Annotated in this window: 13 protein-coding genes; 12 read left to right on the top strand and 1 reads right to left on the bottom strand. The window is 55.7% G+C overall.

The features are described 5' to 3' along the window. Positions 1–16 precede the first annotated feature (16 nt). Positions 17–895 carry a 4-hydroxy-tetrahydrodipicolinate synthase gene (gene dapA / locus AAIG39_RS15530; RefSeq protein WP_071193403.1) on the bottom strand — a complete coding sequence of 293 codons (879 nt, stop codon included), beginning with the start codon at positions 893–895 and terminating at the stop codon, positions 17–19. Positions 896–1,040: 145 nt separating this feature from the next. Here dapA and AAIG39_RS15535 point away from each other — a divergent pair, with 145 nt between their 5' ends. From AAIG39_RS15535 to AAIG39_RS15590, 12 genes are all read left to right on the top strand, one after another. Next, a complete protein-coding gene (locus AAIG39_RS15535) occupies positions 1,041–1,613 on the top strand; it encodes a glycine cleavage system transcriptional repressor (protein WP_249569580.1) in 573 nt (190 codons plus the stop codon). Continuing rightward, entirely contained in the window at positions 1,613–2,083 is a 471-nt protein-coding gene (gene bcp / locus AAIG39_RS15540; RefSeq protein ID WP_090086232.1) for a thioredoxin-dependent thiol peroxidase, read from the top strand. The genes AAIG39_RS15535 and bcp overlap by 1 nt, the downstream gene beginning before the upstream one ends. A 293-nt stretch (positions 2,084–2,376) precedes the next feature. Next, positions 2,377–2,997 carry a 4Fe-4S dicluster domain-containing protein gene (locus AAIG39_RS15545; RefSeq protein ID WP_090086231.1) on the top strand — a complete coding sequence of 207 codons (621 nt, stop codon included), beginning with the start codon at positions 2,377–2,379 and terminating at the stop codon, positions 2,995–2,997. Further along, the gene (hyfB, locus tag AAIG39_RS15550; RefSeq protein ID WP_343194222.1) at positions 2,997–5,018 is read left to right on the top strand and encodes a hydrogenase 4 subunit B; all 2,022 of its coding nucleotides are present in this window, start codon (positions 2,997–2,999) and stop codon (positions 5,016–5,018) included. Before AAIG39_RS15545 ends, hyfB begins: the two co-directional genes overlap by 1 nt. Positions 5,019–5,031: 13 nt before the next feature. Next, positions 5,032–5,979 (top strand): respiratory chain complex I subunit 1 family protein, encoded by a 948-nt coding sequence (locus AAIG39_RS15555; RefSeq protein ID WP_343194223.1) that lies wholly within the window; start codon positions 5,032–5,034, stop codon positions 5,977–5,979. Positions 5,980–5,995: 16 nt separating this feature from the next. Next, positions 5,996–7,435, top strand: a complete 1,440-nt coding sequence (locus tag AAIG39_RS15560) for a hydrogenase 4 subunit D (protein ID WP_090086225.1) — start codon at positions 5,996–5,998, stop codon at positions 7,433–7,435. A 12-nt stretch (positions 7,436–7,447) separates the two neighbouring features. Then, positions 7,448–8,098: a hydrogenase 4 membrane subunit gene (gene hyfE, locus AAIG39_RS15565; RefSeq protein WP_090086223.1), complete on the top strand. Its 651-nt coding sequence runs from the start codon at positions 7,448–7,450 to the stop codon at positions 8,096–8,098. A gap of 4 nt (positions 8,099–8,102) precedes the next feature. Further along, entirely contained in the window at positions 8,103–9,692 is a 1,590-nt protein-coding gene (locus tag AAIG39_RS15570) for a hydrogenase 4 subunit F (RefSeq protein ID WP_343194224.1), read from the top strand. After that, a complete protein-coding gene (locus tag AAIG39_RS15575) occupies positions 9,689–11,416 on the top strand; it encodes a hydrogenase large subunit (protein ID WP_343194225.1) in 1,728 nt (575 codons plus the stop codon). The genes AAIG39_RS15570 and AAIG39_RS15575 overlap by 4 nt, the downstream gene beginning before the upstream one ends. 10 nt (positions 11,417–11,426) lie before the next feature. Then, a complete protein-coding gene (gene hyfH / locus AAIG39_RS15580; RefSeq protein WP_090086216.1) occupies positions 11,427–11,975 on the top strand; it encodes a hydrogenase 4 subunit H in 549 nt (182 codons plus the stop codon). Then, entirely contained in the window at positions 11,972–12,748 is a 777-nt protein-coding gene (locus tag AAIG39_RS15585; RefSeq protein ID WP_343194226.1) for an NADH-quinone oxidoreductase subunit B family protein, read from the top strand. The genes hyfH and AAIG39_RS15585 overlap by 4 nt, the downstream gene beginning before the upstream one ends. After that, entirely contained in the window at positions 12,741–13,151 is a 411-nt protein-coding gene (locus tag AAIG39_RS15590) for a formate hydrogenlyase maturation HycH family protein (RefSeq protein ID WP_343194227.1), read from the top strand. Before AAIG39_RS15585 ends, AAIG39_RS15590 begins: the two co-directional genes overlap by 8 nt. Positions 13,152–13,314 lie beyond the last annotated feature (163 nt).

Consider the following 13,314-nt stretch of genomic DNA (forward strand, 5'->3'; position numbering starts at 1 on the left):
CAAATCTCCCTAAACTTTACAGCAATCCGGCATGCTTAAGCGCGGAGCGAACCACTTCACGACCGTGATCGGTGATCGGTGTCATCGGCAGGCGCAGCGTATCGGTTGCCACAAGCCCCAACTCCTTACATGCCCATTTCACAGGGATAGGATTGGGTTCGACAAATAGTTTGTTATGTAACGGCATCAGGCGCTTGTTGATCACGCGCGCTTCGGCGAACTGCCCTTCCGCTGCCAGTTTGCACATGTCGGCCATGTCACGTGCCGCCACGTTCGAGGTAACGGAAATAACGCCGTGACCACCGAGTTGCATAAAGTCCATCGCGGTTGCATCGTCGCCGCTGAGCAGCAGAAAGTCATCTGAAACCAGCTCTTTGATCTGATGAACGCGACTTAAGTTCCCGGTTGCTTCTTTAATACCGATAATATTTTTGATTTCCGCCAGACGACCCACGGTTTCCGGCAGCAAATCGCAGCCGGTGCGCGATGGCACATTATACAGAATCTGGGGCAGATCGGTGTGTCCAGCGATGGCTTTGAAGTGCTGGAACAGGCCTTCCTGTGTCGGACGGTTGTAATAAGGGGTTACTGTCAGACAGCCCACAATGCCGCTGTCATTGAAACGTTGAGTCAGGCTGATGGCCTCCGCGGTGGCGTTTGCGCCAGTACCTGCGATGACAGGAATACGCCCGTCTGCCAGTTCCAGCGTCATCATCACCACATCCCCATGCTCTTCATGGCTGAGCGTGGCGGATTCCCCGGTCGTTCCTACAGAAACAATCGCCGATGTTCCACTGGCGACATGGTAATCAATCAGTTTTTTCAGGCTTGGCCGACAGACTTTACCGTTATCATCCATTGGCGTAACAAGCGCGACTATACTTCCCGTGAACATGGGCCATCCTCTGTGCAAACAAGAATCTCAATGGTACGTGTGGTGCTGTAATAAAAGCAAGTGACGTGAGGCGTTCCGGCGGTTGTATGCCGGTTTTTTTTATGCTTTCCTTATGATTATCTCAGGTTTGACAGGAAGCACAGGTTTGACTGCCTCATCACAACATTTTCTGGTTATTACTGCGCTGGGTGCCGACAGGCCGGGTATCGTTAATACCATCACGCGCCACGTCAGCAGTTGCGGTTGCAATATTGAAGACAGTCGTCTGGCCATGCTGGGGGAAGAGTTCACATTTATTATGCTGCTCTCTGGCTCCTGGAATGCCATTACGCTGATTGAATCAACATTGCCGCTTAAAGGCGCGGAGCTGGATTTATTGATCGTGATGAAGCGTACCGCCGCTCGCCCCCGTCCTGCCATGCCTGCCACCGTCTGGGTTCAGGTGGAAGTGCCTGATTCGCCGCATCTGATTGAGCGTTTTACTGCCTTGTTCGACACCTTTCAGATGAACATCGCTGAGCTGGTCTCCCGCACACAACCGGGTGACGACACCAGGGCCGCGCAGCTTTTTATTCAGATAACCGCTCACAGTCCTGCGTCGCAGGACGCATCAAACATTGACCAGGCATTCAAAGCCCTATGTACAGAATTGAATGCACAAGGCAGTATAAACGTGGTCAACTATTCACAGCATGATGAACAGGATGGAGTTAAGTAATGAATCCACTGAAAGCCGGTGATATCGCACCGAAATTTAGCTTGCCGGATCAAGACGGAGAACAAGTAAATTTGGCCGACTTCCAGGGACAGCGTGTTCTGGTGTATTTCTACCCGAAAGCTATGACGCCAGGCTGTACCGTACAGGCATGCGGCCTGCGCGATAACATGGATGATTTGAAGAAAGCGGGCGTTGAAGTACTGGGTATCAGCACTGACAAACCGGAAAAACTTTCCCGTTTCGCCGAAAAAGAGTTGCTGAACTTCACGCTGCTGTCCGATGAAGATCACCAAATTTGCGAACAGTTTGGCGTCTGGGGTGAGAAGTCCTTTATGGGCAAAACCTACGACGGCATTCACCGCATTAGTTTCCTTGTCGACGCGGATGGCAAAGTCGAGCATGTTTTTGATGATTTCAAAACCAGCAATCATCACGACATCGTGCTCAACTGGCTGAAAGAGAACCCCTGAGCGGGCTCATATTGCGCCACCACTCTTTCGGGCGTCCCGTCTATGGCCGCCCTTTTTCCCTGCCTCTCGCCTTTGCCTTCCCCGGCAATTATTTGAAGTTGATCACACTTTATCATTCATTTCGACACTAGTGCCGACAACGGGTTACTTCTCGTTCAGCCCTGACCATCACTTTTGTTGACTCGCCACCTGAAATTATAACAACCATCTGATAAATAAAGATTTTAACATCTGGCATGACTTGTGCTTAAGAAGGCTCAACGATTTTCTTGCTTTCTTCTCAAGGAGCCGACATGAACCGCTTTGTGATTGCAAATCCCGAGTGGTGTATAGGATGCAATACCTGCCTTGCTGCGTGTTCGGATGTTCATAAGATTGAAGGGTTGCAGTACCACCCACGATTAACGCTGGTTAAAACGGACACCAAAACCGCGCCGGTCATGTGCCGACACTGTGACGATGCCCCCTGCAAACAGGTTTGCCCGGTAAACGCGATTTCCTTTAAGGATGACGCGGTCTATCTCAACGAAACGCTCTGTATCGGCTGCAAACTCTGCGGTCTGGTCTGTCCGTTCGGTGCGATTACCCCGTCAGGAAGCCGCCCGGTCAATATTCCTGCACGCTACGAAAACTTCGTTCCGGAAGAACAGCTCCGGGATGTTCCTGCCAGTCCGCAAACCATGCAGCCGTTTTTGCGCTGGAACGCGGGCGTGCAGACCATCGCCGTCAAATGCGACCTCTGCCACTTCCTTCCAGAAGGCCCCGCCTGCGTCAGATCCTGTCCGACACATGCGCTGCATCTGGTGCAGGAAGATGCAATCAACAAACAGTTGAAAGCACGCAGGCTCCTGGCCGCGCTCAACACGACGGATATGACCTTCGACTCTTCTTCACCCACGCCGGAGCAACGCTAATGGATGCCCTGCAATTATTGATGTGGTCAATCTTGTTATATGTCGCTGGCGGCGTCGCGTCATTGTTACTGGCCCGGCAAGAAGAACTGGCGATTAAGGTGGCCGGTCTGTCGGCAATGGCCGGCGGATTACTCGGTCTGGCGAGCGCCGTCACTGCGTTAACGGGTACGGAAACGCTGCACTGGCAGGCCATCGGCCCCTTCGCATTTGCCCACTTTATCGTGCGCATGGACAGCCTCGCCGCCTTTATGGTGCTGGTGATTTCCCTGCTGGTGACCGTCTGCGGCCTCTATTCGCTCTCCTACGTGCGCGAGTATGTCGGCAAAGGCGTCGGCGCGATGGGCTTCTTTATGAATCTGTTCATCGCATCGATGGTCGGCCTGGTGGTGATGGACAACGCATTCTGGTTCATCGTGCTGTTTGAAATGATGTCGCTGGCCTCCTGGTTTTTGGTCATCACCGAGCAGGACGACGAATCCATTCACGCCGGCCTGCTCTATTTCTTTATCGCCCACGCTGGTTCGGTGCTGATTATGGTTGCCTTCTTCCTGATGTGGCGACAGAGCAACAGCCTGGATTTCGCCAGTTTCCGCGAACTGTCGCTGTCACCGGGTGTTGCCTCCGCAGTCTTCCTGCTGGCGTTCTTTGGTTTTGGCGCTAAAGCGGGGATGCTGCCATTGCACAGTTGGTTGCCGCGCGCACACCCGGCAGCGCCGTCACACGCGTCGGCATTAATGTCGGGTGTGATGGTCAAAATCGGCATCTTCGGGATTATCAAAGTCGGTATCGACCTGCTCGGGCATAGCGGTATTCCGCTGTGGTGGGGTGTGGTGGTACTGGCCTTTGGTGCAGTGTCGTCGGTGCTGGGTGTCCTCTACGCGCTGGCAGAGCATGACATTAAACGCCTGCTTGCCTGGCACACCGTTGAAAACATCGGCATCATTTTGATGGGCGTTGGCGTCGGCATGGCTGGCATTGCGCTCCATCATCCGGTTATCGCCGCCGTGGGTCTGCTGGGCGCCTTGTTCCACCTGCTCAACCACGCGCTGTTTAAAGGGCTGCTGTTCCTCGGCGCCGGAGCGATTATTTTCCGCCTGCACACGCGGGATATGGAAAAAATGGGCGCACTGGCCAAACGGATGCCGTGGACCGCAGGTGCATTCCTGATTGGCTGTCTGGCGATTTCCGCCATGCCGCCGCTCAATGGCTTTATCAGTGAATGGTATACCTACCAGTCGCTTTTCTCCCTCACCCGCGTGGACGCCATTATTCCCCGGCTGGCAGGCCCCATCGCCATCGTTATGCTGGCTATCACTGGCGCGCTGGCCGCGATGTGCTTCGTCAAAGTCTACGGTGTGAGTTTTTGCGGTAACGCCCGCAGCGAAAAAGCCGACCATGCCCGGGAAGTGCCCTGGCCGATGGTGATTGCCATGTGTCTGCTGGCGCTGTTTTGCGTACTGGCAGGTGTCGGGGCAAATCTCGTTGCACCACACCTGTTGCACATTGCCCAGTCGCTTTCCTCTCAGGAAACGCTGGCCGTGGCGCAAGGCGCAACGCTGATGCCAGGCGACGCGCAGCAGGCAGTATTGACGCCATCGGTGGTCTTCCTGCTGCTTATCGCGATGCCCGTGCTGCCGGGCCTGTTCTGGTATATCAATCGTCACACCCGTGGCAATTTCCGGCGCACCGGTGATGCATGGGCATGCGGTTACGCCTGGGAAAAAGGCATGGCGCCGTCTGCCGGTAGCTTTACACAGCCCCTGCGCGTGGTCTTTGGCCCGCTGTATCGCATGCGTAAACAGCTCGATCCTGCCCAGCCGCTACAGCGCAGCCTGGACGGTGTGACTGTTGCTGCGACCTGCACAGAGCCGTTCTGGGACGACAAAATCATCCTGCCTCTGGTCGGGATAACCAAACGTATTGCCCGTGCGGTGCAGTATCTGCAAAGCGGCGACTTCCGTCTCTATTGCCTGTATGTGATTGCCGCGCTGGTGATCCTGCTGCTGACTATCGCCGTCTAAGGAGGGAGAGAAGATGATACAACCAACCCCTGACTGGTCACTGGGTCTGTTTGCCCTCTGCCAGGCGGCGTTTCTGCTGGCACTAACGCCACTATTTACCGGGATCTCCCGGCAGATCCGCGCGCGGATGCACTCTCGCCAGGGTCCGGGCCTCTTACAGGACTACCGCGATCTACAAAAATTGCTTAAGCGCCAGGAGGTGGCTCCGGCCTCGTCCGGCATGATGTTCCGCGTCATGCCCTGGGTGCTGTTGAGCAGCATGCTGGTGGTGGCAATGACACTACCGCTGTTTGTGCGTACCTCGCCTTTCGCGGGTGCGGGCGACTTAATCACCCTGATTTATCTGTTCGCCTTATTCCGTTTCTTCTTTGCCCTCTCCGGCCTCGATACCGGCAGTCCGTTTTCCGGCATTGGCGCCAGCCGCGAATTGACACTCGGCATCCTGGTGGAACCGATGTTGATTCTCTCGCTGCTGGTGCTGGCGCTGCTGGCAGGGTCGACCAATATCGGCGCTATCAGCACCACGCTGGCGGCCGGTTGGGTCTCCCCGGTTGCCACGCTGCTGGCGATGCTCGCCTGCGGATTCGCCTGTTTTATCGAGATGGGCAAAATCCCCTTCGATGTGGCAGAGGCGGAACAAGAGTTACAGGAAGGGCCGCTGACCGAATACTCCGGGGCCGGGCTGGCGCTGGTTAAATGGGGGATCGGTCTGAAACAGGTGGTGATGGCCTCGCTGTTCGTGGCGCTCTTCTTCCCGTTCGGCAATGCCGGCTCGCTGACTATCGGGGCCATGCTGCTCTCGCTGGTCCTCACGCTGGTCAAATTACTGGTGGTGTTTGTTATTGCGTCAGTGGTCGAAAACTCGCTCGCTCGCGGGCGCTTTTTACTGACACACCACCTTACCTGGCTCGGTTTTAGTCTCGCCGCGCTGTCATATGTTCTTTGGTTAACCGGTCTGTAAGGAGCGCTGAATTACTATGGAAACTCTAGCCCTGACGACCCTGCTGCTGCCGTTTATCGGCGCGCTGGTCGTCTCATTGGCCCCCAGACAGACCGCCCCCATGCTGGCCACGCTGTTTGCACTGCTGGCAACTATCGCCACGGTATCGCTGGCAGCGGGCTTTCATGCCGCCGGCAGCGAGGTCGTAGAGATCCCACTGCTTAGCGCCGGACAGATAGCGTTGTTCGGCATGACGGTAGACAAAATCAGTACCCTGATACTGTTTGTGGTGGTCTTCCTCGGCCTGCTGGTATCGCTCTATTCCACGGGATATCTGACCCGTGGTAATAAGGAGCACCCGCATGACGGCAGCAATCGCTACTACGCATTTTTGCTGATTTTCATCGGCGCAATGTCCGGTCTGGTGCTCTCCTCCACACTGCTGGGCCAGTTGCTGTTTTTTGAAATCACCGGTGGCTGCTCCTGGGCGCTCATCAGCTATTACCAGTCTGAGAAATCCCAACGTTCGGCGATGAAAGCGCTGCTTATCACCCACGTCGGTTCGCTGGGGTTGTATCTGGCAGCGGCAACGCTGTTCCTGCAAACCGGCACCTTTGCGCTCAGCGCGATGAGCCAGTTAAACGGTAGCGCCGCATTAATCGTCTACGGCGGGATTTTGTTCGCCGCCTGGGGTAAATCAGCGCAACTGCCCTTGCAGGCCTGGCTACCGGATGCGATGGAAGCGCCGACGCCGGTCAGTGCATACCTGCACGCTGCGTCAATGGTGAAAGTGGGGGTTTACATCTTTGCCCGCGCCATTTCAGAAGGTGGGCAGATCCCGCATATCATTGGCTGGGTCGGCGTTACGATGGCGACAATCACTCTGGTGTACGGCTTCCTGATGTACCTGCCGCAAAAAGATATGAAGCGTCTGCTCGCCTGGTCGACCATCTCTCAACTGGCATGGATTTTCCTCGCCCTGTCGATGTCGATTTTCGGTTCGAAAATGGCCTTCAACGCAGGGATTGTTTACATCTTTAACCACGCCTTCGCCAAGAGCCTGTTCTTCCTGGTGGCCGGGGCACTCAGCTACAGCTGCGGGACGCGTATGCTGCCACGTCTTCGTGGCGTAATGCGCACGCTGCCCATTGCCGGGATCGGCTTTTGCGTTGCGGCACTCGCCATTACTGGTGTCCCGCCGTTCAACGGTTTTTTCAGCAAGTTTCCCCTGTTTGCCGCCGGGTTCGCCCTCTCCGATCAGCACCCTATTCTGCTCGCGGTAATGATCCTGGCGCTGGTGGAATCGGTCGCCAGCTTCGGCTGGTTTATCTACTGGTTCGGGCGCGTAGTGCCGGGGGAACCCAGCGAAGAGGTGGCACAGGCGGCACCGCTGCCTTATGCCATGAAACTGGTACTGGTGATTCTGGTGGTGATGTCGCTGTGCTCAAGCGTCATTGCCGCAGCGTGGATTGGATAAAGGGAGTCGAAGATGACGGGAACATTGATCGTTAACAATCTGGCGGGGCTGATGATGTTCACCTCGTTGTTGGTCACTTGCGCCAGACGCTACACCGTCTCCTGCTGGTTGTACGCCCTGCAATCACTGGTGCTGGTGTCGATATTTTTCACCCTTGCGCAGCTGCTGGATGCAGAACAACTGCGGATATGGTCCATCAGCGCCTTCTTCACTAAGGTTCTGATGGTGCCGCTGATTATGGGCTATGCGTTTCGCAAAATGGCGCCAGAGGGCCAGGGGGAACGCCTGTTTGGCCCTGCCGCACTGGTGCTGATGGCCGCAGCAATTGTGTTGCTGTGCTGGTTTGTGGTGCGTCCGGTGCAGTTGCCGCTGGTCGCGCAACTTAAGCCCGCGCTGGCGGTGGCGCTCGGTCACTTCCTGCTGGGGCTGCTGTGCATCATTAGCCAGCGCAATATCCTGCGCCAGGTGTTTGGCTACTGTCTGATGGAGAACGGCTCGCATCTGGTGCTGGCGCTGCTGGCATGGCGTGCGCCGGAGCTGGTTGAAATCGGTATCGCCACCGACGCCATTTTCGCGGTGATCGTAATGACAATACTGGCGCGAAAAATCTGGCGTACCCACGGCACGCTGGACGTTAATAACCTTACGGCGCTGAAAGGATAACAACATGAGTCACGCATTGATGTTCACCTTGCTGTTGCTCACGCCGCTGGTCATTTCCGCACTCTGCTTCCTGTGCCGTATGGGAGGAAATGCCGCGCGCGGTCTGGTCACCGCCGTCCATTTCGTCGGTATCGCCGTGCTGATGGTCGTGGCGCTGTGGACGGTCGCAGAGGCCGTGACTGCGGGCGAGATTTTTGCCGCCCATCGCTGGTTACATATCGACAGCTTAAGCGGGTTGTTCTTGTCGCTTCTCGGGATTATCGGTTTTATCACCGGGTTGTACTCCATTGGCTATATGCGCCATGAAGTCGATCACGGGGAAATTATCGTCGGTACCCTGTGCAACTACTACGGTTTCTTCCATCTGTTTCTCTTCACCATGTTGCTGGTAGTCACCAGTAACAACCTGATTGTCATGTGGGCAGCCATTGAGGCCACCACACTGAGTTCAGCGTTTCTGGTGGGGATTTACGGCCAACGTTCCTCGCTGGAAGCCGCATGGAAATACATCATCATCTGTACCGTGGGTGTCGCATTTGGTCTGTTTGGTACTGTACTGGTGTACGCCAACGCTGCCAGCTTTATGGCTGAGCCTGATCACGCGATTTTCTGGACCGAAGTCCTTAAAGAGAGCAGCAAACTCGATCCAACGTTGATGGTGCTGGCATTCGTCTTCGTGCTGATCGGTTTTGGTACTAAAACCGGCTTGTTCCCGATGCACGCCTGGCTACCGGATGCCCACAGTGAAGCACCAAGTCCGGTAAGCGCCCTGCTCTCAGCGGTGCTGCTGAACTGCGCACTGCTGGTGCTGATTCGCTATTACATCATCATCTGCCACGCCATCGGCAGCACGTTCCCCAATACGTTGCTGATGATCTTTGGCCTGCTCTCTGTCGCAGTGGCGGCGTTCTTTATCCTTGTCCAGCAGGATATGAAACGTCTGCTTGCCTACTCCAGTGTGGAAAACATGGGGCTGGTGGCGGTGGCGCTCGGTATCGGTGGCCCGCTGGGTATTCTCGCCGCCCTGCTGCATACGATGAACCACAGTCTGGCCAAAACATTGCTGTTCTGCGGTTCCGGCAACGTGCTGCTGAAATACGGCACCCGCAATCTGGATGTGGTGTGCGGCATGCTGAAAGTCATGCCGTTTACCGCTGTCCTGCTTGGCGGCGGCGCACTGGCACTGGGCGGAATGCCCCCTTTCAATATTTTCCTCAGCGAGTTTATGACCGTCACCGCCGGGCTGGCAGCCGATCATCTGCTGGTAACCATCGTTCTGCTGCTGTTGCTGACGATTGTACTTGGTGGACTGGTGCGTATGGTCGCCAGAGCGCTGTTTGCCGCGCCGCCTCAGGAAGTCACCAGCGGTGAGCTGGGCTGGCTTACCACGCTGCCAATGGTCATTTTGCTGGTAATGATGCTGGTGATGGGGACCCATATTCCGCAACCGGTAAGCAAAATGCTGGCAAATGCCTCGGCCATTGTGATGTCCGGTAATGATGAACAATCAACACAATTCAGTTGGCTGTGGGCGTCGTTTGACACCACCGCCGCAACCGCAACACCCGCGCGGGTTCAGGGAGAGTTAAAGTGAGTTATTTAGAGAGTGTCAGTCTCGATGCCCCTCGTGGCGGTGCCTGCCTTGCGGCGTTAAACGCGCAATTTCCCGGTGCCATTCTTGAAGAAGAGCGGCAAACCTTTGAACAGACCACCATTACGGTAAAACTCAATCTGCTGCCGGATATTGTTCATTATCTCTATTACCAGCATGACGGCTGGTTACCGGTGTTATTCGGTAACGATGAACGTACTCTTAATGGTCATTACGCGGTCTACTACGCCCTTTCCATGGAAGGGACGGAGAAATGCTGGATTGTGGTAAAAGCGCTGGTTGATGCCAATACGCGTGAATTCCCCTCCGTCACCCCGAAGGTACCTGCCGCCGTCTGGGGCGAGCGTGAAATTCGCGACATGTACGGTCTGATTCCGGTGGGCTTGCCGGATCAGCGCCGTCTGGTACTGCCGGACGACTGGCCGGACGATTTACATCCTCTGCGTAAAGACACCATGGATTATCGTCTTCGCCCGGAACCGACCAGTGATTCGGAAAACTATCCGTTTATCAATGATGGCGATAGTTCGGCGCGTATCGTGCCCATCGGCCCGCTGCATATCACCTCGGACGAACCGGGACACTTTCGCCTGTTCGTTGATGGCGAGCGTATTGTCGATGCCGATTACCGCCTGTTCTACGTTCACCGCGGTATGGAAAAACTGGCGGAAACACGCATGGGTTATAACGAAGTGACCTTCCTGTCAGACCGTGTCTGCGGGATTTGCGGCTTCGCCCACAGCGTGGCTTACACCACCTCGGTGGAAAACGCGCTGGGCATTGTCGTACCGCAACGCGCGCACACCATTCGCTCGGTGCTGCTGGAAGTGGAACGTCTGCACAGCCACCTGTTAAACATTGGCCTTTCCAGCCACTTTGTCGGCTTCGATACCGGCTTTATGCAATTTTTCCGCATCCGCGAAAAATCGATGACTATGGCTGAACTGCTCACCGGTTCGCGTAAAACGTACGGCCTGAACCTGATAGGCGGCGTGCGGCGCGACATCCTTAAAGAGCAGCGCATTAAAACCATCCAACTGGTAAAAGAGATGCGCGCGGAAGTGATCCAACTGGTAGATATGCTGCTCTCTACGCCGAATATGGCACAGCGTACTCAGGGGGTCGGGGTGCTGGACCTTCAGATTGCGCGCGATTATAGCCCGGTCGGCCCGCTGATCCGCGGCAGTGGTTTTCATCGTGACCTGCGCTTTGATCATCCTTATGCCGACTACGGTAATCTGCCGAAAACCTTGTTTAGCTGGCCTGCGGGGGATGTTTTCTCACGCGTGATGGTGCGTATCAAAGAGACGCTTGACTCTCTTTCGATGATTGAATTTGCCCTCGACAATATGCCGGATACCCCGCTGTTGACCGAAGGATTCAGCTACAAGCCGCATAAATTCGCACTGGGCTACGTGGAAGCGCCGCGCGGCGAGGATGTGCACTGGAGCATGCTCGGCGACAACCAGAAACTGTTCCGCTGGCGCTGCCGTGCGGCGACCTATGCCAACTGGCCGGTGCTGCGCTACATGCTGCGCGGCAATACCGTTTCCGATGCGCCATTGATTATCGGTAGCCTCGACCCCTGCTATTCCTGTACGGACCGCGTCACGCTGGTGGATGTGCGTAAGCGCAAGTCCACAACCGTACCGTACAAAGAGATCGAGCGTTACAGTATTGAACGTCGCAATTCGCCGCTGAGATAAGGAAGATACGATGCTTAAATTGTGGAAAACCATTATCAGAGCGGGCGAAGTCACGGTGAAATATCCGTTTGCGCCGCTGGATGTCTGCCCTGGATTTCGTGGGAAACCCGAACTCAATCCCGAGCAGTGTATCGCCTGCGGCGCTTGTACCACCGCCTGCCCGGCCAACGCGCTGACGATGGAAACCCATCCGGATGACAACGCCCGCGTCTGGCAACTGTTTATCGGCCGCTGTATCTATTGCGGCCGCTGCGAAGAGGTGTGCCCAACGCACGCCATTCGCCTGTCAGAAGAGTTTGAGCTGGCGGTGACCCGCAAAGAAGATCTCTATGTGCGCGCGACCTTTCGGTTACAGCACTGCAGTGAGTGCCATGCACCGTTTGCGCCGGAAAAATCTGTCGCCCTGGCGGCTGAATTGCTGGCGCTTCACCAATCGAACCCGGCACAGGTGGAAACACTGCGCGCCCAGGCGAATGTCTGCCCGGCATGCAAACGTCGGGCAGCACTGGAGCATCGTGGTAGCACCAACGTTCATTATTATATTGAGGAGCAAGCATGAGCGCCCATTCCCTGACGTTAAAGCAGCATGTCAGTCAGCCCATAACGCTGGATGAACAAGCGCAAAAACTCAAGCAAGTGCTGCTTCGCGATATTCAACGTTCTGCCTATGTTTACCGCGTGGACTGCGGGGGGTGTAACGGCTGTGAAATTGAGATCTTCGCCGCGATTACCCCGCTGTTCGATGCCGAACGCTTCGGCATTAAAGTCGTTGCATCGCCGCGCCATGCCGACATTTTGTTGTTTACCGGCGCGGTCACCCGCGCCATGCGTATGCCCGCGCTGCGTGCGTGGCATTCCGCTCCTGACCACAAAATCGCGATTTCCTATGGCGCATGTGGCGTCGGCGGCGGTATTTTTCACGATCTGTATAGCGTCTGGGGCGGCAGCGATACCATCGTGCCCATTGACGTATGGATCCCAGGCTGCCCGCCGACCCCGGCGGCAACGGTGCATGGTTTCGCCGTCGCGCTCGGCCTGCTGGAGCAGAAACTGCACGCAGAAGATCACCACCAGGCTGAAAATGAAACGGCGACCGTCCGCTGGCCTGCTGTACCGCTGGCAATGCGCGTCAACCTCGAACGTCTGGCGCGTCGTCTGGCAGGCTATCGCCAGGGACGTGAAATTGCCGATCACTTTTTCGCGCTATTGACCGAAGGCGATCCGCGCGAAAGCGCAGCGCGAATTAATGCCTGGCTGCAGCAGGCTGCCGACCCGCGCCTGGACACCATCGTGCAGCAACTGCGGGCCGAGATGGAGGGAAAGCATGTCTGAGAAGGGCAGTAAAGTGATGTTCTGGACGCTGCGGCAGAAATTTGTTGATGACAGCGTCAATATCGAGGAAAAGAGTCGCCAGGTGATGTACTACTCACTGGCCATTGGTCACCATGTGGGGGTAATCGACTGCCTCAACGTGGTACTGGAATGTCCGCTTGCCGACTACGAGCGCTGGCTTGCGCTACTGGAAGAGGGCGCTCGCAAGAAAATGCAGGGGCTGTTGACGTTTGGCGAAATCATCATTGATGCCAGTCACGTCAATAAACTGGCCCCGGCATTTGCTAAACTGGTGGAAGAAGCGGATGATCCCTGGCGCGGCTGGAGCCAGCTCATATTGCAACAATTGAAGGATATTGCCGGTGAGCCGGCGATCTATCTGATGGTACGGCGACTGGATTAACCATTAGTGATATCAATAAAACGTCAATTCGTATGACAATTAGCTATACGTGAAGCGGGTAACACTACAAAATAAGGGGATATAGTAGTATACCGGGTGGCCCGCTCTCTTACCGAAGCACAATCACTTGATATGAAAAAACGGATAAGGAAGTCACATTATG

The organism is Phytobacter palmae (assembly GCF_039409775.1).
In the GTDB taxonomy this organism is placed as follows: domain Bacteria; phylum Pseudomonadota; class Gammaproteobacteria; order Enterobacterales; family Enterobacteriaceae; genus Phytobacter; species Phytobacter palmae.